This window comes from Methylophaga muralis (assembly GCF_001720165.1).
GTDB lineage: Bacteria > Pseudomonadota > Gammaproteobacteria > Nitrosococcales > Methylophagaceae > Methylophaga > Methylophaga muralis.
On sequence record NZ_MCRI01000001.1, the window covers coordinates 222,245 to 241,696 of the forward strand.

15 protein-coding genes are annotated in these 19,452 nt (G+C 45.9%); 4 read left to right on the top strand and 11 right to left on the bottom strand.

Annotated elements, in window-relative coordinates; all coding sequences use genetic code 11:
* Positions 1-10: 10 nt before the first annotated feature.
* From atpB to mnmG, 7 genes are all read right to left on the bottom strand, one after another.
* Positions 11-910 (bottom strand): F0F1 ATP synthase subunit A, encoded by a 900-nt coding sequence (atpB, locus tag A9E74_RS01065; RefSeq protein WP_069294819.1) that lies wholly within the window; start codon positions 908-910, stop codon positions 11-13.
* 8 nt (positions 911-918) lie between these two features.
* Entirely contained in the window at positions 919-1,293 is a 375-nt protein-coding gene (locus tag A9E74_RS01070; RefSeq protein WP_069294820.1) for an ATP synthase subunit I, read from the bottom strand.
* 261 nt (positions 1,294-1,554) lie between these two features.
* Positions 1,555-3,408, bottom strand: a complete 1,854-nt coding sequence (locus A9E74_RS14860; RefSeq protein ID WP_069294821.1) for a methyl-accepting chemotaxis protein — start codon at positions 3,406-3,408, stop codon at positions 1,555-1,557.
* Between the two features lie 245 nt (positions 3,409-3,653).
* Positions 3,654-4,517, bottom strand: a complete 864-nt coding sequence (locus tag A9E74_RS01080; RefSeq protein WP_069294822.1) for a ParB/RepB/Spo0J family partition protein — start codon at positions 4,515-4,517, stop codon at positions 3,654-3,656.
* A gap of 18 nt (positions 4,518-4,535) precedes the next feature.
* On the bottom strand, positions 4,536-5,318 hold the full coding sequence (locus tag A9E74_RS01085; RefSeq protein WP_069294823.1) for a ParA family protein: 783 nt from the start codon (positions 5,316-5,318) through the stop codon (positions 4,536-4,538).
* A 5-nt stretch (positions 5,319-5,323) separates the two neighbouring features.
* Positions 5,324-5,950: a 16S rRNA (guanine(527)-N(7))-methyltransferase RsmG gene (rsmG, locus tag A9E74_RS01090; RefSeq protein WP_069294824.1), complete on the bottom strand. Its 627-nt coding sequence runs from the start codon at positions 5,948-5,950 to the stop codon at positions 5,324-5,326.
* Positions 5,950-7,833 carry a tRNA uridine-5-carboxymethylaminomethyl(34) synthesis enzyme MnmG gene (gene mnmG, locus A9E74_RS01095; RefSeq protein ID WP_069294825.1) on the bottom strand — a complete coding sequence of 628 codons (1,884 nt, stop codon included), beginning with the start codon at positions 7,831-7,833 and terminating at the stop codon, positions 5,950-5,952. The genes rsmG and mnmG overlap by 1 nt, the downstream gene beginning before the upstream one ends.
* A 154-nt stretch (positions 7,834-7,987) precedes the next feature.
* Here mnmG and A9E74_RS01100 point away from each other — a divergent pair, with 154 nt between their 5' ends.
* Positions 7,988-8,347 (top strand): diacylglycerol kinase, encoded by a 360-nt coding sequence (locus A9E74_RS01100; protein ID WP_069294826.1) that lies wholly within the window; start codon positions 7,988-7,990, stop codon positions 8,345-8,347.
* On the opposite strand, the gene lgt is transcribed toward A9E74_RS01100, so the two are convergent.
* On the bottom strand, positions 8,319-9,113 hold the full coding sequence (gene lgt / locus A9E74_RS01105) for a prolipoprotein diacylglyceryl transferase (RefSeq protein ID WP_069294827.1): 795 nt from the start codon (positions 9,111-9,113) through the stop codon (positions 8,319-8,321). The genes A9E74_RS01100 and lgt overlap by 29 nt on opposite strands.
* A gap of 288 nt (positions 9,114-9,401) precedes the next feature.
* Here lgt and A9E74_RS01110 point away from each other — a divergent pair, with 288 nt between their 5' ends.
* The 3 genes from A9E74_RS01110 to A9E74_RS01120 are packed head-to-tail and all read left to right on the top strand — an operon-like array spanning position 9,402 to position 11,819.
* Positions 9,402-10,130, top strand: a complete 729-nt coding sequence (locus A9E74_RS01110) for a TorF family putative porin (protein WP_069294828.1) — start codon at positions 9,402-9,404, stop codon at positions 10,128-10,130.
* Between the two features lie 60 nt (positions 10,131-10,190).
* Positions 10,191-10,529: a P-II family nitrogen regulator gene (locus A9E74_RS01115; RefSeq protein ID WP_069294829.1), complete on the top strand. Its 339-nt coding sequence runs from the start codon at positions 10,191-10,193 to the stop codon at positions 10,527-10,529.
* Between the two features lie 18 nt (positions 10,530-10,547).
* Positions 10,548-11,819 carry an ammonium transporter gene (locus A9E74_RS01120; protein ID WP_069294830.1) on the top strand — a complete coding sequence of 424 codons (1,272 nt, stop codon included), beginning with the start codon at positions 10,548-10,550 and terminating at the stop codon, positions 11,817-11,819.
* Between the two features lie 101 nt (positions 11,820-11,920).
* Here the strand turns inward: A9E74_RS01120 and hemE are convergent, their stop codons facing one another.
* The 3 genes from hemE to gltB form a co-directional block, all read right to left on the bottom strand.
* Positions 11,921-12,985 (bottom strand): uroporphyrinogen decarboxylase, encoded by a 1,065-nt coding sequence (hemE, locus tag A9E74_RS01125; RefSeq protein WP_069294934.1) that lies wholly within the window; start codon positions 12,983-12,985, stop codon positions 11,921-11,923.
* Positions 12,986-13,382: 397 nt separating this feature from the next.
* A complete protein-coding gene (locus A9E74_RS01130) occupies positions 13,383-14,789 on the bottom strand; it encodes an FAD-dependent oxidoreductase (protein ID WP_069294831.1) in 1,407 nt (468 codons plus the stop codon).
* A 24-nt stretch (positions 14,790-14,813) separates the two neighbouring features.
* A complete protein-coding gene (gene gltB, locus A9E74_RS01135) occupies positions 14,814-19,304 on the bottom strand; it encodes a glutamate synthase large subunit (RefSeq protein ID WP_069294832.1) in 4,491 nt (1,496 codons plus the stop codon).
* Positions 19,305-19,452 lie beyond the last annotated feature (148 nt).

Consider the following 19,452-nt stretch of genomic DNA (forward strand, 5'->3'; position numbering starts at 1 on the left):
ACTCAAAAAATTAGTGATGTTCCTGATGTGCCATATCCAGATATACAACCGTCAGCACCATAAAGATGAATGCTTGCAAAGTAATAATCAGGATATGGAAAATTGCCCAGCCAACTTGTAACAGTGCGCCCAGTGAGCCAATAACCAGACCGGCACTGTACATAGTGGCAATCAAAATGAAGATCATTTCACCGGCGTAAAGGTTACCGAATAAACGCATTGCTAATGAGAAGGGTTTTGCCAGCAGTGTTACGACTTCCAGCACAAAGTTGAACGGCAGCATTTTCTTGCCAAATGGCTGGAAAGCAAGCTCTCCGAAGAATCCACCTAAGCCTTTAATCTTGATACTAAAGAAGATGATCAGTAACAACACGGTCAACGCCATACCTAGCGGGGCATTGATGTCAGTTGTTGGTACGATTTTGAAATATACGTCGTGAGGATCGACGCCGAAGAGGAAAGAACCAGTGTGTGCAGCGATTTGAGGGAAAACATCGACCGGCACAAGGTCCATCAGATTCATTAAGAAGACCCAGACAAAAATGGTCAAAGCGAGTGGGGCGACAAAGGTGGTTTTGCCACCTGAGAATGATCCACGAACGGTGGTGTCAATAAATTCAATAATTAATTCGGCGAAGTTTTGCATCGGGGTTGGAACGCCGGCAGAAACTTTTTTGGCAACGCTGCGGAAGAACCACATCATCAGCACGCCAAGCATGATGGACATAAACATGGTGTCTACGTGAATCGACCAGAACCCCATCTGTGATGCTTCACCAGATGATAAGGCAAAACCCCAATCGCCAGTTGGCACCCAAACACCTGGTTCAATCTCTTCATGTTTCCGACCAAAGGCCAGATTCTGTAGATGGTGCTTGATATGTGATGATACTGTTAGCTCTTCTGCCATGATTTATCTCAAGCCTGTCTCATATGTCCAATAAATAAAATTATTTGCATTGCCGCGAAGCCGAGCAGTAAAGGTAATGGGCTAAGTTCTAGCACCGCAAATCCCACTGCAAACATAGCTATGGTGAGAAACCATCGCTCTGCAATACACCTGAATGCTCCCCCAAGGTTAAGCTCTGGGTTTGCACCAGCCTTCTTGACTGTTTTCAGTAAATGCCACCGAAGCAGCAATGTGTTGGCCAAACTGATCATTCCGCCAAAGCTTAGGGCTATGGCGACATCCTTGCCTTGTAACCAGGAGACACAAGCCACCATGATAATCAATGCTATAAACTGAGTTTTTAGCAAACGATTTATGGGCTCAACTCTGGTTAACTGCTCCATTTTTATCCGCTGGATCTTAGTTTTGCCTTAAGCAAATCAGGGAATTATATAGACCTATGCTTTGCATGGTCAACGACTATCTCGGTTAATTTATTCTAGGCAGAAGAAAATTGCAGATTTATGAATTAACTCACCCGCAATTTTTTATTTGTGAAAGATTCCATTTTTGGATTCTGGTTTTGAGAGAAATTGTCTGTGATATTTTCCCGACCAAGTTATTACTAGTCCCTGTTCTTTAGTTAACAGGGACTAGAGAATTTACTATGCCGTTTTGTACTTTACTGGTAATTCTAGCGATTTTGGCTGCAAATCAAATTTCAGACAATGCGCTTCATATAGGGATTTAAGTTCAGCTTCGCCCATCAAATTTCCTGGTTCGTCACGGTAGCTGATATTGCCACTGACCGCGGCTCCCTGCCATCTTTGCTCGATCTGTTTGCGTTCGGGCTGCTGCTTGAACCAGGCAATAAACTCATTGGCTTTTGCCAGTAATCGATAACTTGACCCCCATGCATTGACCGCCATGGTGTAGTAGTAAGGCTGCTGAGCAATATTACCTGGAACAATTTCAATTTTGCCATACCAAGGACTACCGGTATTTTCACAGGCCCAGTAATAAATCGGCAAGTCGACGCCAAAGGCATCCACCACCCCATCGGCCAGACAGTTATGAATTCGTGATTGATCGGAATAGGCAATCAGATTATCCAGTTTTACTCGTCCTCCGGCTTTGCTTTCATTACTACTCCAGCGAAGTCCTCGATCTTCGAGCACTTGAAATGCCGCAGGATCATTGATGATGCCAACTACCTTGCCATCCAAATCTTCAAGCCGATTAATATTGTTGTCACCTTTTCGACGAGCCAAAACCCAGTGCAGATAGGTATATGCTTCAGAGTAAGCAATATTATCGTATTCGGCAGATGGTGGTAGCGCACTGATTACAATGTCTGCCGGCGGTTCACCATAGCGTTTACCCGCCGTAAGTAATTCAGTGCACATATCCCATGGCGCTTCGATAAATTCACATTCAACACCGAGAAAACGGGCAAAGGCTTTGGCATAGTCAACATCCATTCCTTTAAGTGGTTCACCCAACTTTTCACGGAAAGATAGACCAACAAAATTTGGCTCAATAGCAACGCGAAGTTTGCCACGAAGCAAGATATCATCCAGCTGATCGTGCGCTGCATCGGGCACCAGATAGAGCTTTTTCAGTGTGGAATCCATGGATCTGACGGCAGAATGGATATCTGCTGCTTGAATATCAATTTTTTCCAAGCCTTTTGAGGTGTCTTCAACAACTTCATTAATGATTGTGTTTTTACTATGAATGCGCCGCATGACGCCATTACTTAGATCCAGCGTTTCAAAGATCACCGCGGTGTTTTCCATTACCGCAGTCAACTGCTCACTAATTGAGTGAAACAGTTCGGTTAACTGGCCTGTGGCAGATTGAATAACCTCTACAAAATTGTTGAGTCGTTCAGCATTTGTCTTGCTGATGTTATCCAGTTCAGCATTGACTTGGGTAAAGTCGAGTTGTTTGGAGGCTTGTTCTGCCCTTTCCATAGTGACCGCTGCCAGTCGTCGAACTTCATCTGCAACAACTGCAAAGCCTCGTCCATGCTCACCGGCACGCGCGGCTTCAATGGCAGCATTTAGTGCCAGCATGTTAACCCCACGACCAATTTCCAGAATGCCATCAAGTACATCCGTAACGTTGTGCGATTTCTCATTCAGTGTCACGGTGATCTGTTGCATTGCCAGGCCGACTGCGGTGTTGACATCATTTACCTCAACATCAATCTGCGTTTGCAATGCACCAACAGTGGAATTTGAACTGTTGAGATAATCATTGGCTTGTTTTAATTCGGTATCCAGTTTCTCAGTACGTTGACCGATCTCCGATAAAAAGTTTTGCTGAACTTCCAGCGCGCGAAAAATCTGTCTGGAAAGTTGGGCTGTCTGACTGCTCACCAGTTGAATCGAACGATAAAAACGTTTTTCTTCCTCAGAGAAATGCTGGCTGATAGGAAGCTCCGGCACCAACACGTTGTTTAGCTTGGCTTCACTGAGCTCTGATGAATTGAATATCCTGTTCAACAATTTCATTGCTGATTCCATAACTTTTGATTAAGTCGGAATATGCAATTGTCAGTCCAGCGAAAGGATTGATTGAGTGGAACGGATTAAAAGGCTTTAAAAATGTGATTTCAAGCACAAATTGATGCTTAGTGCCTTACCAAGAGTTGTTAGATATTGCAGATCATGAAACTAAGTTGCACCAGAGTGACTCAGGGCTTCCCTAATTCTGTGCGTTTCAGAGATTAAAATACCTGAAAAAATTAGCTTATCTTTTAAACGCCAATTTGTTTGATCAGCCGTTTTAGTTCATCAACATTGGCATAATCAAAAACCAGCTTACCTTTACCATTGGCGCGATGTTTAATACTGAAACCATTGCCGAGCTTTTCCATAATACGCTGTTCGATTTGCTCGATTTCTTCGACTGAAGGTTGAGGCACTTCGGGCTTATCTGTAGCTGAAGGTTTTAATAGACGACGAACGAGTTGTTCTGTTTCACGAACCGACAGACCTTTTTCAACAATCTGCAATGCTGCTTCAGACTGGCTTTCACCTTCTAAAGCCAATAAAGTTCGCGCATGACCCATTTCCAGATCGCAGTTTTCCAGCAACTTTTTCACATCATCATTCAGATTTCGCAAACGTAGTAAATTGGTGATGGTGGCACGAGATTTACCGACGGCCTCTGCGGTTTGCTGATGAGTCAATTCAAATTCTTCACGCAGGCGGAACAAGGCATTCGCCTCTTCCATAGGGTTCAGATTTTCGCGTTGAATATTCTCAATCAATGCCATCGCAATCGCATTACGATCCGAAACATCTTTGATTAAAACCGGAACACTTTCTAAACCAGCCAGCTTGGATGCTCGCCAGCGACGTTCTCCAGCAATGATTTCGTAGTGTCCGCCATCAATCGGTCTAACCACAATGGGTTGGACCAGCCCCTGAGATCGAATAGAGTCGGCAAGTTCTTCAAGGGACTCCTGCGACATATCCATCCGCGGCTGATATTTACCGGGCTGGATCATGTCCAGAGGGAAATGCTGCAAGCTATCGTTCAGGCTGTTTTCATCCTGATTGACGTCACCTAACAGTGCATCAAGTCCTCTGCCTAATCCTCTTTTTTTACTTACCATGCTAGGAATACCTGTCTGTTAGCTTGCTGATGTTGCTTTTTTATCACGACGCATCAATTCACTGGCCAGTGCCATGTAAGCAATTGAGCCTCGCGAAGTCCTGTCATAATTTAACACAGGCAGGCCATGGCTGGGCGCTTCCGCTAAGCGAACATTTCGTGGAATTATCGAATGGAAGACTTTGTTTTGAAAATGACTGATCAACTGACGTGAAACCTGATTGGCGAGGTTATTACGCGCATCAAACATGGTTCGCACCATGCCGGTGACTTCTAAAGCGGGATTGGCACGTTGTTTTACTCTTTCAATAGTACGGAGCAAAGAGGTCAAACCTTCCAACGCGTAATACTCACATTGAATAGGTATCAACACACCTTTAGAGGCCACCAGAGCATTGACCGTTAACATGCTCAATGATGGCGGGCAGTCGATCAGAATGAAGTCGTATTTTTCTTTGCTGGATTCCAGCGCTAATCTGAGACGGTGTTCACGTAGTTTGATGTCCAGCAATTGGACTTCGGCAGCCGTAAGATCGGTGTTGGTTGGCATCACATCAAACCCCAAACCTTCGGGACGAATGATGGCATCGCTGGCTTTGGCTTCCGCCATAATGACTTCGTAACTGCTGACTTCAATGGCATCTTTATCAATGCCGCAGCCGGTGGTTGCATTACCTTGCGGATCCAAATCAATCATCAGCACTTTTTTGCCCGAATCAGCAAGTGAAGCCGCCAGATTTACTGTGGTCGTGGTTTTACCGACACCACCTTTCTGATTGGTAACCGCAAATATATTTCCCACTGATACTAATCCTTAATCAGTCTTACCAGATGCCTCTCAGCCTGATCTCCCGGTACTCTCAGCGCTACAACATCTTGCAGTTTGAAACCGTTTTGAACCGCTGCCAGTTCTTGTTCAGGGTATACGCCTTTCATCAATATCAGGCTGCCCGCATCATCGCAGTGTCTTGCGGCTAAATCAATAATCTCGGCAATGGTAGCAAATGCTCTGGCAGTAACAACTTCTACCTTGGGCAGGCTTATTTGTTCGACTCGCCCATGTACTACCGTGACATTATTCAATTTCAATTCAGCTTTTACTTGCTGTAAAAAACGTGTCTTTTTGATATTGCTGTCTAGCAAGGTCACGGCCATTTGCGGAAAACAGATGGCAATGGGAATACCGGGAAGCCCAGCGCCACTGCCAACATCTAACAAGCTTTTACAGTTCAGGTAAGGAATGAGCGATAAGCTGTCGAGGATATGCCGTGTCAGCATGCTTTGCGGATCACGTACTGAGGTCAGGTTATAAACCTTGTTCCATTTTTGCAGCAGTGCAAGATAATCCAGCAATAAGGTTTTTTGTTCGTCAGAAAGTTGTAATTGCAGTTCTGCACAGCCCGCATCGAGCTGTGCTTTTAAATCGAATCCCATCAGCTCGCTTCACTCCAGCCTGAACGTTTCAGATGAACTAACAATAATGAAACGGCAGCAGGGGTTACTCCCGAAATCCGCGCTGCTTGTCCTAAACTTTGTGGTTTGGCATTTTGCAGCTTTTCCCGAACTTCGTTGGATAAGCCACGTACATTTTTATAATCCAAATCGGCCGGTAGCGTGGTACTTTCATTACGTTGCAGGCGATTCACCTCATTTTGCTGGCGATTGATATAGCCAGCGTATTTCACTTGAATCATCACCTGCTCGGCTACGTCATCGGCGACTGATTGCTCTTCGTCCAACAATTTCATCAAGCCCTGATAATCCACACTGGGTCGACGTAGTAATTCGATTGCTGTACTGCTTTTTGCCAGAGGTTCACCCAGCACTGAAATAGCGCGCTGCTGATCGATTTTATCTGCCGATACTCGTGTGGTATTCAAGCGGGTATTTTCCGCCTCTATCGCTTCCAGCTTGGCACTGAATATAGCCCAACGCTCATCATCGACAATGCCTAACTGACGACCAATTGGTGTCAGACGTGAATCGGCATTATCTTCACGTAACATCAAGCGATATTCCGCACGGCTGGTGAACATGCGATATGGCTCTTTGGTGCCGGAGGTAATCAAGTCATCAATTAATACACCGATATAGGCTTCATCACGACGTGGATACCAGGGTTCCAGCTCACGTGCCTGCAATCCGGCATTCAGACCAGCAATCAAACCCTGGGCAGCGGCTTCTTCATAGCCAGTAGTACCATTAATCTGTCCGGCGAAAAACAGGCCCGGCATATGTTTGGTTTCCAGCCACGGTGTTAAATCACGCGGATCAAAAAAGTCATATTCAATGGCATAGCCCGGACGAGTGATATGGGCATTTTCCAGACCTTTCATTGATCGAACAATTTCATATTGCACATCAAACGGCAGGCTAGTGGAAATACCGTTGGGATAGACTTCGTTACAGTCCAATCCTTCAGGCTCAAGAAAGATCTGATGTGAATTACGATCAGCAAACCGCACCACTTTGTCTTCAATGGAAGGGCAATAACGTGGACCAATACCTTCGATTTCGCCACTGTACATCGGTGAACGATCCAGATTATTGCGGATCACTTCATGGGTTTTATCGTTGGTATGGGTGATATAGCAGGAAATCTGTTGCGGGTGATGTTCACGCTTGCCGAGAAATGAAAATACCGGCGTGGGCGTATCACCTGGTTGTTCAGCCAACTGTGAAAAATCGATACTGCTGGTCGCAATACGCGGTGGGGTGCCGGTTTTTAATCGATCAACACGGAACGGTAATGCTCTAAGACGTTCTGCCAAGGCAACAGAAGCAGGGTCGCCAGCACGACCACCTTGGTGACGCTGTAAACCAATATGAATTACCCCGCCAAGGAAAGTGCCGACGGTAAGTACAACCGTTTTGGCACCAAATCGTAAACCTGATTGCGTAACCACACCGGCAACACGATTATTTTCAACAATCAGATCGTCTACGGCTTGTTGGAATAAATAAAGATTTGGTTGGGATTCAAGTACGGCACGGATAGCTGCTCTATAACGAATACGATCAGCCTGAGCACGAGTCGCTCTAACCGCTGGGCCTTTGCTGGCATTAAGAATTCTGAATTGGATACCGGCACGATCGGCTGCTTTTGCCATGATGCCGCCAAGGGCATCAATCTCTTTAACCAGATGGCCTTTACCGATACCACCAATTGCCGGGTTACAGCTCATTTGACCGAGGGTTTCGATGTTTTGTGTGAGCAATAGCGTTTTTACACCCTGACGAGCCGCTGCTAATGCAGCTTCGGTACCGGCATGGCCGCCGCCAACGACTATAACGTCATATTGATCCTGATACTGCATAACTCACCCACGACAAAACATATAAAAAGACTGAGGATTTTAACATGGCAGTCATAATCTTTGCCTAATATTTCAATCATTTATGGTCAGATTTCGCTAAAAACCCGTGCAATCTGGCTATGCATTTTTAACAAACTCACTGGACAGTGTAACGATGATTGAAAAAAACACCGGCATCAAACGCTTAATGTTTGCTTTGGTTTATTCATTACAGGGACTGTATGCCGGAATTCGCTATGAATCAGCATTCCGCCAGGAATTTATTCTGCTGTTATTACTGGGCGTAGTCAGCTTTTTCCTTGATGTCACACCAGCTGAAAGGTTGTTGATGATAGCCTCTCTGGTCGCTGTGTTAATTGTTGAAGCACTTAACTCGGCCATTGAGTGTGTGGTCGATAGAGTGAGCACCGATGTTCACAAACTGTCTGGCCGAGCCAAGGATTATGGATCGCTTGCGGTGTTATTAACCTTATTACTCAGTGCCGCTACCTGGTTGATGATTTTGTTGGATTAGCGCTTTGGTAGGCCCAGAAGATCATAGCTGCACCTGCAATAATCATCGGGACGCAGAGTAGCTGCCCCATTGTGAACCAATCAAACGCCAGATAGCCGTATTGCGGATCGGGCACCCGGAAAAACTCTGCTACAAAACGGAAACAGCCGTAGCCTAATAAAAACAGACCTGATACTGCTGCACGGGGACGCGTTTTTGCCGAGAACCACCAAAGAATAATAAACAGTAACAGGCCTTCCAGCATGGCCTGATAAAGCTGTGAAGGATGACGTGCTAACGGTCCTCCGGTAGGAAATACCATTGCCCACGGCACATCTGATGCTCGGCCCCATAATTCGCCATTAATAAAATTACCTATCCGGCCAAAAAACAAACCCAAGGGCACTAAAGGTGCAGCAAAATCACTGATTTCGAAAAAGGATTTACCCGACTTGCGACCAAATAGCCAAATTGCAACAAGTACACCAATTAAACCACCATGGAACGACATGCCTCCCTGCCAGACTTTGAATAAATTCAGTGGGTTATCCAGTACATTCGGTAAATCATAAAATAAAGCATAGCCAATCCTGCCTCCCAAAATGACACCAATCGCACCATAGAAAAGCAGATCTTCTACCTGGGATTTTTCCCATCCTCGATCATTGGCTCTCCATCTACCCAGCATCCAGGCTGCAACAAAGCCAAACAGATACATCAAGCCATACCAATGTATCGCTAGTGGACCAAGCTCAAGGGCAACTGGATTAATTTGTGGATAATTCATTTGTCGTTCTCATCTTCGTAGGTGCAGGCATCATAACAAGCCAGCTATTAATCTTCATTAACAGAATTTGCACCATTTTTGAGCAAAGCAATTTCATCATCGCACCAAAATAACTCTTTTGATAGCAGCGCAATGTCTGCAAATTAACCTAAGCATATGTATTTTAATTGTTTTTTAAAACTGGCATGTAAACTGCGTTAGTTGTGGCAGTCTGAATACACGATGTTGTAAAAAATCAACGCATCGGATTCAACAAGACTACAAAACAATTCAAACGAGGAGATTTAAATGAAATTCAAAACGCTCTCAGCAATGTGTCTTGCTGCAACTACAGTTTTAGCTACTTCATCAGCAATGGCATGGGAAAGCGAAGACGGCGCGCATTCTACCAGTGCAAATATCGGTCTGTTTAGTGATTACATCTTTAGAGGTATTTCTTTCACTGATGATAAACCTGCTATTCAAGGTGGATTTGATTACGCGCACACATCAGGTTTTTATGCCGGCACCTGGGCTTCGAATCTCTCTATCGATGAAGAAACCAACATTGAAATCGACATCTATGCTGGCTTTGCCAATGAGTTTGGTGAAAGTGGTATCGGCTATGACGTAGGTGCTCTTCGTTATATGTATCCAGGTTCACGTGGCTCAGACAGCTTAGACTATAACGAATATTATGCTGGTCTTTCTTATAGCTATTTCAGTGCTACTGTTTTCTATACAAACGACTGGGGTAATACTGGTGAAGATGAAATTTATTATAAACTTGGATTTGATTATGATCTTCCGTACGGTTTAGCGCTATCAGCACATTATGGCTATACCGACTCTGATCGTAATACTGGTACCGATTTAGATGATAGTTACACTGATTACAGCATTGGTTTGACTAAAAGCTTTGTCGGTTTGGATTGGTCTGTTGCTTACGTAGGAACTGACAGCGATGGTAAAGACTTTGCTGCAAGTAGAAGCAATGCAGATGATCGTTTCGTAGTAAGTGTCAGCTCGTCATTCTAAACAGCTCAAGCAGAAGGCCCTGATAATCAGGGCCTTCTTTTCTAAAGAAGGAATACGCTTATGAAACAAGTTGTAGCAATTATCAAGCCTTTCAAGCTTGATGATGTCCGCGAATCACTCTCCGAAATCGGCGTGCAAGGTTTAACGGTTTCTGAAGTAAAAGGCTTTGGACGTCAAAAAGGGCACACTGAGCTATACAGAGGTGCGGAGTATGTTGTGGATTTCCTGCCAAAATTGAAACTGGAAATCGCAATTGATGATGGCATCGTAGAACAAGTTATCGAAGCTATCATTAAAGGTGCTAACACTGGCAAAATCGGTGATGGCAAAATCTTCGTTTACCCACTTGAGCAAGTGGTTCGGATTCGCACTGGCGAAACCGGCCCAGAAGCTCTGTAAGCTTAGGGAGTATAGATAATGGAAAATGAAATCTTCCAACTCCAGTACGCCATGGACACCTTTTACTTTTTAGTATGTGGTGCTTTGGTTATGTGGATGGCGGCCGGCTTCTCAATGCTTGAAGCAGGTCTGGTTCGTGCTAAAAATACCACTGAAATTCTGACCAAAAACGTAATGCTGTTTGCTATTGCCTGTACCTCTTATCTGGTTGTAGGTTATGACATCATGTACGGCGGCGGTTTATTCCTTGCTGGCATTGACGGTGGTGAAACACTGGTAGCTGATGCATTGGCATTATCTGCTGAAGAAGGCTTTGAAGGCGGCGCAGTTTACTCTTCTGCATCAGACTTCTTCTTCCAAGTTGTGTTTGTTGCTACAGCAATGTCTATCGTTTCAGGTGCTGTTGCTGAACGTATGAAATTGTGGGCTTTTGCTGCATTTGCCGTTGTAATGACAGCGTTCATCTACCCAATGGAAGGTTCTTGGACTTGGGGTGGTGCTGATGTATTTGGCATGTACAACCTGGGTGACCTTGGCTTCCTGGATTTTGCTGGTTCCGGTATTGTTCACATGGCGGGTGCTGCTGCAGCATTAGCTGGTGTTATCTTGCTGGGTGCTCGTAAAGGTAAATATGGTCCTAACGGTGAAGTTCGCCCGATCCCTGGTGCAAACCTGCCTTTAGCCACTTTAGGTACCTTCATCCTGTGGATGGGTTGGTTCGGCTTCAACGGCGGTTCTGTTCTGAAATTAGGCGATATGGCTAGTGCCAACGCAGTGGCAATGGTATTCCTGAATACAAATGCTGCAGCGGCTGGTGGTGTACTTGCTGCTCTGGTTGTTGCCAAATTGTTATTCGGTAAAGCTGACTTAACCATGATTCTGAATGGTGCTCTGGCTGGTCTGGTTGCAATCACTGCTGGCCCTGACACGCCGACTCCATTGATGGCAACCATCATTGGTGCTGTGGGTGGTGCAATTGTAGTGTTCTCAATCGTCTTTATGGATAAAGTGAAAATTGATGACCCTGTCGGTGCAATTTCTGTGCATGGTGTGGTTGGTCTGTGGGGTCTGCTTGCAGTGCCACTGACAAACGCTGATGCCAGTTTCTCTGCACAAATCATCGGTGCCGTAACCATCTTTGTTTGGGTATTTGTTTCCAGCTTCATTATCTGGGCAGTACTGAAAATGATTATGGGTCTGCGTGTGACCGAAGAAGAAGAATACGAAGGTGTGGATTTGGTGGAATGTGGTATGGAAGCATACCCAGAGTTCACTAATAATTCTAACTAAGTCATTCTCGACACAACAAAAAAGGGCAGGTTTATCCTGCCCTTTTTTATATCTGAAATTTACCAAGCCCAAAGGCTTGTTACAGCTTTAATAGATAACCATTACTGATGATATTGAACACTTTCTGCATGTACCGCATCCACTAACGCTGCAACGTGTTCCGGATTAATCGTCGGATGAATACCATGGCCCAAATTAAACACATGGCCACTGCCATGACCATAGGCTTTGAGAATTTCTTTTACTTCTGTTTTTATTCTTTCCGGCTGAGCATACAAAACACAAGGGTCCATATTGCCCTGTAAGGCCACTTTATCACCGACTTGGTAACGCGCCAGCGAGATATCCGTGGTCCAATCCAACCCTAAGGCATCTGCCCCCACTTCGGCCATATGGCTTAACCATTGGCCGCCACCTTTGGTGAACATGGTTACCGGCACGCGTCTTCCTTCATTTTCTTTGGTTAAGCCACTGATAATTTGCTGCATGTAGGCTAATGAAAATTCTTTGTAATTCGGTCCACTTAAGGCCCCACCCCAGGTATCGAATAACATTAAAGCCTGTGCCCCAGCAGCAATTTGAGCATTTAAGTAAGCAGTTACTGACTCGGCAAGTACCGATAACAAACTATGCATCACTTTTGGCTCATCAAACATCATGGCTTTGATTTTGGCGAAATCCTTGCTCGAACCACCTTCAACCATATAACAAGCCAATGTCCACGGACTGCCACTAAAACCGATTAACGGTACCTTGCCATCAATTTCTCTGCGGGTCAGACGGATCGCATCCATTACATATCCCAGGCTATCTTCCATATCCGGAACGCTGAGATTAGCTACATCGGCTGCGCTGCGTACGGTTTTATGAAATCTTGGTCCTTCTCCGGCGACAAAATGCAGGCCAAGCCCCATTGCATCAGGAATGGTCAAAATATCGGAAAAAATAATCGAGGCATCCAGATCGTAACGTCGAAGCGGCTGCAAAGTGACTTCACAGGCCAGCTCTGGCGTAGTACACAAAGTCATAAAGTCACCAGCCTTTTCACGCACCTGACGGTACTCGGGCAAATACCTACCAGCCTGACGCATAATCCAAACCGGGGTTTTATCGACAGGTTGCTTTAATAAAGCACGCAGATAACGATCATTTTTTAATTCGGACACCGGAGCACCTTTTTTGTTGATGGCAATTACTAGGGTTTGTTGATCTTTCATATCCACCACTGCTGGCGGCTATTTTTGTGTCCGACAAGGCGGAAAGCACGCAGTGTAGCCACCCTACATAAGTGATTGACAACGCAGGCGGCCGCAAAAATAGCCCCAGCCCTTCGGGTTGTGACTGAAAAAGCGTCACTCTGCGTTGCTCGTCGCTTATTTAGAATAACTAAAAGGCGCTCCTCGTGCCTTGATTGACGCTTTTTCAGCTCACAACAGAGGCGGATATGAAAGATAAACAAGCCCTAACTCAGAAACAAAATCGCACTGAGAGATCAGACTCAAGCGAGTATGACCAACTCAGTGCGATAAGATTGCCACTATTTTTCAGATAAAAACTGGAGTTTTACACTTCCAGATATTCAAGAATACCTTCAGCCGCTTGTCGGCCTTCCCAAACAGCGGTAACCACTAGATCAGAGCCACGAACCATATCACCACCGGCGAAAATTTTCGGATTAGTGGTTTGATAAGCGCAAGCACCTTCAGCAGGAGCAACAACACGGCCACCATCATCAATGCTGACATTGAATTTTTCAAACCATGGTGCTGGGCTTGGGCGGAAACCAAAAGCGATTACGACTGCATCAGCAGGAATAATTTCTTCACTACCTTGTACTGGTTCAGGACGACGGCGACCACGCTCGTCAGGCTCACCCATTGCTGTAGTGACCACTTTGACACCGGTTACTTTATTGCCATCGCCAACAATTTCAATCGGCTGACGGTTCCACATAAATTCAACGCCTTCTTCACGCGCATTATTTACTTCACGGCGTGAACCCGGCATGTTTTCTTCATCACGACGGTATGCACAGATAACGTTAGTTGCACCTTGACGAATTGCCGTACGGTTACAGTCCATTGCTGTATCACCGCCACCGAGCACAACTACCTTCTTACCTTCCAGCGAAACATAATTTTCTGAAGGTAAATCCAGCAATTTTTTGTTGTTCGCCACCAGATACGGTAACGCTTCATATACGCCTGGCAATTCTTCGCCAGGGAAGCCACCTTTCATATAAGTGTAGGTTCCCATACCGAGGAAAACGGCATCGTATTCGTCAAGCAAAGCATCAAATTCAATGTCTTTACCTACTTCGGTATTCAGGCGGAATTCAATTCCCATACCTTCCATAACTTCACGGCGGCGTTTAACAACGTCTTTTTCTAATTTGAATTCTGGAATACCAAAGGTCAGTAAGCCACCAATTTCAGGGTAGCGATCAAACACTACTGGTTTTACACCATTGCGAACTAATACGTCAGCGGCACCTAAACCTGCAGGGCCCGCACCAATCACCGCAACACGTTTACCAGTATCGACAACCTTGGATAAATCCGGACGCCAGCCTTGAGCTAAAGCGGTATCGGTAATGTATTTTTCTACAGAGCCAATGGTCACGGCGCCAAAGCCGTCATTCAAGGTACAGGCGCCTTCACATAGACGGTCTTGAGGACATACCCGACCACAAATTTCTGGCAAAGTGTTCGTCTGATGGGCCAGTTCAGCAGCCTGTTCAAGATTGCCTTCACTAATCAGTTTCAGCCAGTTTGGAATATAGTTGTGTACTGGGCACTTCCATTCACAGTACGGATTACCACATTCCAGACAACGGTCAGCCTGTTCAGCCGCCTGAGGCGCATCAAATTGCCCGTAAATTTCACCAAATTGCTGTTTGCGAACGTTTGCATCGAGTTTTTTGGGGTCAACACGACCTACATCTAAAAATTGAAACGTATTTTTTTTCATCGTTATTTTGTTTTACCAGTTGTATCAGGCCGCTTTGGTGGCGATTTTCAATAAACCATCCAATGACGCTGCTTTGGGTTTGACCAGCCAGAATTCTTTAATCGCCTGTTCAAAGCGATCCAGGATCTGGTGCGCCCAGACACTACCGGTTTCACGCACGTGGTCTTCAATAAGGCCTTTTAGATGCAGAGCAGCTTCGGACATTTCGTCGCTGTCAATCCGCACCAATTCAACCAGCTCTTCGTTATAACGTTCAGCAAAGGTGTTATCCAAATCCAGCACATAAGCCAGACCGCCAGTCATACCCGCACCAAAATTCAGGCCGGTTTCGCCCAGCACGACAACAACCCCACCAGTCATATACTCACAACCGTGATCGCCGACGCCTTCGACAATAGCTACTGCGCCGGAATTACGTACTGCAAAGCGTTCGCCAGCTTTACCTGCTGCATACAATTCACCGCCAGTCGCACCATATAAACAGGTGTTACCAATAATACTGGCATTCTGCGTTTCAAAATCACTTTCAGGTGATGGATAAATGGTCAATTTACCTGCCGCCATGCCTTTACCGACATAGTCATTGGCATCGCCTTCAAGACGCATTTCCAGACCGCCGGCATTGAATACACCAAAGCTTTGTCCGGCAGAACCTTTCAGATTCAGACGGATAGGCTTATCAATCATGCCGTAATTGCCATGAAGCTTGGCAATCTCACCAGATAACCGTGCACCAATTGAACGGTTTATGTTACGAATGCTGTAACTGAATTCACCGCCAGTTTTATTAACGATGGTTTCTTTAATATCAACCACCATCTGTTCAGCCAATTCACCTTTATCATAAGGTTCATTTTTCGGTTCAAGACAGAACTGGGGTTTATCGGCCGGAACACCAGCGTTTGACAATAACGGTTGCAGATTCAATCCGCGTTGCTTGTCCGTAGTGCCTGGCAAAATTTCCAGTAAATCAGTACGACCAATCAAGTCCTGCAAACTGCGAACACCGAGTTTAGCTAACCACTCACGGGTTTCACGAGCCACAAACTGGAAGTAGTTCATCACCATTTGTGGCAAACCGATAAAGTGCTGTGTACGCAGCTTTTCATTCTGCGTTGCAACACCGGTCGCACAGTTATTCAAATGGCAGATCCGCAGGTATTTACAACCTAATGCCACCATTGGACCAGTACCGAAGCCAAAACTTTCTGCTCCCAGAATCGCTGCCTTAATGACATCCAAACCAGTTTTCAAACCACCATCTGTTTGCAGACGAACTTTGTCACGTAAATCATTGGCACGCAGAGTCTGGTGGGCTTCACTCAAGCCAAGCTCCCAAGGACCGCCAGCATATTTGACCGATGTCAGCGGGCTGGCACCGGTACCACCGTCATAACCAGAAATAGTAATCAAATCGGCATAGGCTTTTGCCACACCTGCGGCAACGGTTCCGACACCTGCTTGCGATACCAGTTTTACTGATACCAAGGCATCCGGGTTGACCTGTTTCAAGTCAAAAATCAGCTGCGCCAGATCTTCAATCGAATAGATATCATGATGTGGCGGCGGTGAAATCAGTGTTACGCCTGGTACAGAATGGCGCAGTGTCGCAATCATCTGATTGACTTTGCCACCAGGTAACTGACCACCCTCGCCAGGCTTGGCGCCTTGAGCGATTTTGATCTGCAATACTTCTGCGTTGACCAGATAATGTGGTGTTACACCAAAGCGGCCTGAAGCAATCTGTTTGATTTTGGAGACACGCTCGTTACCAAAACGATCCGGATCTTCACCACCTTCACCAGAATTTGAACGACCACCTAAACGGTTCATCGCAATCGCCAACGCTTCATGAGCTTCGGGCGATAAAGCACCTAAAGACATACCTGCGCTGTCAAAGCGTTTGAGAATAGCGCCAGTATCTTCAACTTCTTCAATATCGAGCGGTGTATCGGCCAATTTGACATCAAGCAGGTCGCGTAAAACCATCGCTGGCCGTTCGTTGACTAGAGCCGCATAAGTTTTGTAGTCATCATAACTGCCACCCTGAACGGCTTTCTGCAGGGTGCCGATAACATCAGGGTTATAGGCGTGATATTCACCACCATGGATGAATTTCAGCAAACCGCCTTGTTCACGTTTTTTACGTTGATTCCAAGCCAATTTAGATAGTTGCAACTGATCTTCATGCAAGGCTTCAAAATCAGCTCCGTTGACTCGGCTGGTTGTGGCAGTGAAACATTTTTCAACCACGGCATCGTTCAAACCGACAATCTCAAACAGTTGAGCGCCACGGTAGCTGGCAATCGTTGAGATACCCATTTTCGAGGTGATTTTGAACAATCCTTTATTGATGCCTTTACGGTAGTGACGGCATAACTTGGCATGCTCAATATCTTTGATTTCATTGGTGGCACGCAGATCCTGCAAGCAAGCGTATGCAAGATAAGGGTAAATTGCAGTTGCGCCATAACCCAGCAGCACCCCGAAATGATGTGGATCACGGGCGGTTGCGGTTTCAATAATCAAGTTGGCATCGCAGCGCAAACCGGATTTAATCAGATGCTGATGTACCGCACCAGTTGCCAGTAGGGCATGTACCGGCAGTGTATCTTTGGAAATATCACGATCACTAAGAACCAATACAACATTGCCACTACGGACAGCTAGTTCTGCATCTGCACAAATCGCATCAATTGCTTTTTCCAGGCCGATTTCTGGCTGGTAATTCAACGAAATACGATAGGATTTGTATTCTGGATCGTTGTCACCCAGTTTAAGGATCTGATTGAACAGCTTTTCAGTCAGTACCGGAGAATCCAACACCACACGTTGAGCGTGATCTTCACCTTCTTCAAACAGGTTGCGCTCTTGACCGATACAGGTCTCCAACGACATAACAATGTTTTCACGCAAAGGATCGATCGGCGGATTGGTTACCTGAGCGAACTGCTGACGGAAAAAGTCGTACAACGAACGGACTTTCTGTGACATGACCGCAAACGGGCTATCATCACCCATCGAACCAACGGCTTCTTGACCGATCTCACCTAAAACTCGCAGAACTTGATCGCGCTCTTCGAAGCTGACGCCGAACATTTTTTCAAAGATTTCCAGCTCTTCACCCTGAATTTCCGGCAAGGTATGCTCATCGTCTCTTTCGGTGTCTTCCAGACGCTGCAAATTATTATTCAGCCACTCGCCATAAGGCTGAGCGTTTTTCAGCATATTGTTGATATCTTCTGGCATCAACAATTCACCGGTCTGAGTGTCTACCGCCAGCATTTGACCTGGTTTCAGGCGACCTTTTGCTACGACATCTTCTGGCTGATAGTTATACACGCCGACTTCTGATGCCAGTGTGATATGGCGATCCTTGGTAATGACATAGCGCGCTGGACGTAAACCATTGCGATCCAATGTACACGCTGCATAACGACCATCGGTGATAACGACACCGGCAGGGCCATCCCATGGTTCCATATGCATCGAGTTAAAATCGTAGAATGCTTTCAGATCCGCATCCATGGTCGGATCGTTTTGCCAAGCTGGTGGAATCAACAAACGCATTGCACGGAACATGCTAACGCCACCCGCCAACAATGCTTCCAGCATATTATCCATGCTAGATGAGTCAGAACCGGTGGTACCAACTAATGGACGAATGTCTTCCATGTTTTCGATCAACGATGTCGCAAACTTGGCACCGCGGGCCAAAGCCCAGTTACGGTTACCTTGAACAGTATTGATTTCACCATTGTGTGCCAGATAACGGAAAGGCTGAGCCAAACGCCATTGCGGCCAGGTATTGGTGGAGAAACGTTGGTGGAATACGCAAATAGCCGTTTCCATCCGCTCATCACCAAGGTCTTTGTAAAACACCGGCAAATAAGACGGCATTACCAAGCCTTTATAAGACACCACTTGTGATGACAGGGTTGGAATGTAAAAGTCTTTATCGTCGGTGATTGCTTTTTCTGCTTTACGGCGAGCGATGTATAGATTGCGCTCAAAAGCGGCAGCATCCATTGATTCACCGGCATTAACAAATACATGGCGCATCTTCGGCAGTAAACGTAATGCTTCCTGACCGCAGGCTGTTTCAGCATCAACCGGCACTTCGCGCCAGCCCAATACATGCAAACCCTGTTCAGTCAGTTTTTCGCTCACCGCATCTTGCGCTAACTGTGCTTTGTCGTCGTCCTGTGACAGAAAAACCATACCGACTGCATAATGCTCTGCCAATGAAAAGCCAAGCTCTTCGGCAATCGCTTTAAAGAAGCTGTCAGGCTTTTTCAGCAATAAACCGCAACCGTCGCCGGTCTTACCATCAGCACCGATCGCACCTCGATGGGTCAGGTTACCCAAAGCTTCAATGGCGGTTTTAACCAGCCAGTGGCTTGGCTTACCATCCATTTGGGCAATCAGGCCGAATCCGCAGTTATCGCGCTCAAATTCAGGTCTGTAAAGACCTTGTGTTAGTTCTGTTGGCTGACTCACGTCACATACCTTCATCGTTTGTTAGCGCCGTCGCAGCTCCATTCCGGTGGTTAAACCAGCACAGCTATGTCAAAACTGAGGAGCGTCGCACAAAAACACGGCAGAAAGGATCACCTAGTATAACGATTGATCCGGCACCATTCAATTCTAGCTACACTTTTAG

Excerpts from the sequence above, each read along its gene's own strand:
- A9E74_RS01115 (WP_069294829.1), top strand. The coding sequence starts at position 10,191 with ATGAAACAAGTTGTAGCAATTATCAAGCCTTTCAAGCTTGATGATGTC.
- atpB (WP_069294819.1), bottom strand. The coding sequence starts at position 910 with ATGGCAGAAGAGCTAACAGTATCATCACATATCAAGCACCATCTACAG.
- A9E74_RS01070 (WP_069294820.1), bottom strand. The coding sequence starts at position 1,293 with ATGGAGCAGTTAACCAGAGTTGAGCCCATAAATCGTTTGCTAAAAACT.
- A9E74_RS01120 (WP_069294830.1), top strand. The coding sequence starts at position 10,548 with ATGGAAAATGAAATCTTCCAACTCCAGTACGCCATGGACACCTTTTAC.
- A9E74_RS01110 (WP_069294828.1), top strand. The coding sequence starts at position 9,402 with ATGAAATTCAAAACGCTCTCAGCAATGTGTCTTGCTGCAACTACAGTT.
- lgt (WP_069294827.1), bottom strand. The coding sequence starts at position 9,113 with ATGAATTATCCACAAATTAATCCAGTTGCCCTTGAGCTTGGTCCACTA.
- A9E74_RS01130 (WP_069294831.1), bottom strand. The coding sequence starts at position 14,789 with ATGAAAAAAAATACGTTTCAATTTTTAGATGTAGGTCGTGTTGACCCC.
- A9E74_RS01100 (WP_069294826.1), top strand. The coding sequence starts at position 7,988 with ATGATTGAAAAAAACACCGGCATCAAACGCTTAATGTTTGCTTTGGTT.
- A9E74_RS14860 (WP_069294821.1), bottom strand. The coding sequence starts at position 3,408 with ATGAAATTGTTGAACAGGATATTCAATTCATCAGAGCTCAGTGAAGCC.
- A9E74_RS01080 (WP_069294822.1), bottom strand. The coding sequence starts at position 4,517 with ATGGTAAGTAAAAAAAGAGGATTAGGCAGAGGACTTGATGCACTGTTA.
- gltB (WP_069294832.1), bottom strand. The coding sequence starts at position 19,304 with ATGAAGGTATGTGACGTGAGTCAGCCAACAGAACTAACACAAGGTCTT.
- rsmG (WP_069294824.1), bottom strand. The coding sequence starts at position 5,950 with ATGGGATTCGATTTAAAAGCACAGCTCGATGCGGGCTGTGCAGAACTG.
- mnmG (WP_069294825.1), bottom strand. The coding sequence starts at position 7,833 with ATGCAGTATCAGGATCAATATGACGTTATAGTCGTTGGCGGCGGCCAT.